Consider the following 1,288-nt stretch of genomic DNA (forward strand, 5'->3'; position numbering starts at 1 on the left):
TGTAGAGACCGGTACATCCTTTACACATTAGACCGGGGACATCGTTTACACCTTTTACAGGCTTGATACGCGGTTGGCACCGCGCTCAAGCCTGCCTAAACAGAAGTTGCAAAGGTACAGCTCCCACACGTCATCAGCCACTTCCTTCAGCGCGATGTCCTCGCCGATCAGCGCCTCGCCCAAAAACATTCGTTGCCCCTTCCACTTGAACTCGCCGTTCGAGCGAACCTTGCGTACCTCAACCTCAGGGCCATATTCGACCGCGGGCAAGTAGCCCGGATACGGGCGCAACGAAGGTCTGTATACGGAAGCCGGCGGTTTCATGCCCAGTGCGGTGTGTGGTCGATCATGGTTGAAGTCCTGAACGAACTCTTCAAAGGCCAGCTGCTGGCGTACGAGATTTTCCGCAGGTGTTCGCAGTACCGCTGCTTTGAGGGTGCGGTGCATCCGTTCGTGTCGACCGTTCTGGTCAGGACGCCCTGGTGTGATTGTCTCGATATGGATGCCATGCCTGATGAACCAGACGGACAGCTTCGACAGCCGCGCCAAACCGGTCGATGCGAAAGGCGCCCCGTTATCTGTGCGGATTACGTCCGGCAATCCAAACTCCCGGAAAGCCCATTCGAATCCCTGTCGCGTCGGCTCGCTGTGCGTGCCGGGCAGCGCCCGGCAGAGCAGCAGATAGCGGCTCATCTGATCGGTAATGGTCAGCGGATAGCACCAATTGCCGTCCTGCATCCTGAACTGCCCTTTGAAGTCGGCACACCAGGTCTGGTTGGGTTCATCGGCCGGGCGTAAATGCGTCGGAGCACGCGGGCGCAAAGGATAAGGGCGCCGCGCAATGACCAAGCCAGCCTTCTTCAACCACTCACCGGCAGTGCTCGCGGCCGGCCATGGGATCTGTGGATCGGACTTTCGCAGGCGATCAATGATCTGTTTGGGACCTCGATCCGGATGCTCGTTTTTCTTGGCCAGCAATGTGGCAATGATTTCATCCGGGGTTTGATGAGGGCAGTTCAAAGGCTTGCGGGATTGCTCTTTCAAGCCATCCACGCCGAGCGCTGCATACCGATCCAGCCATTTATCTACGGTTGGTCGGCTGATCCCATAACGCCGGCTCAATTGGCTCTTGGTGTAGCTGCCACTGAGCCAGTCACTGACTAATTTCACTCGTTGATCCATCGGGGACTCTTGATTCCAGGGCATGGTCAGCACCTCCTGACCATGATTGATACCTGTAAACCATGTCCCCGGTCTCAAACGTAAAGGATGTACCCGGTCTTTACCC

Annotated in this window: 1 protein-coding gene; it reads right to left on the reverse strand. The window is 57.0% G+C overall.

Annotated elements, in window-relative coordinates; translation table 11 throughout:
- Window positions 1–54: 54 nt before the first annotated feature.
- The gene (locus CAF80_RS28410; RefSeq protein ID WP_085668264.1) at window positions 55–1,206 is read right to left on the reverse strand and encodes an integrase core domain-containing protein; all 1,152 of its coding nucleotides are present in this window, start codon (window positions 1,204–1,206) and stop codon (window positions 55–57) included.
- Window positions 1,207–1,288: the final 82 nt, after the last annotated feature.

Source organism: Pseudomonas sp. B34(2017) (assembly GCF_002112915.1).
GTDB classification, from domain to species: Bacteria; Pseudomonadota; Gammaproteobacteria; order Pseudomonadales; family Pseudomonadaceae; genus Aquipseudomonas; species Aquipseudomonas pharyngis.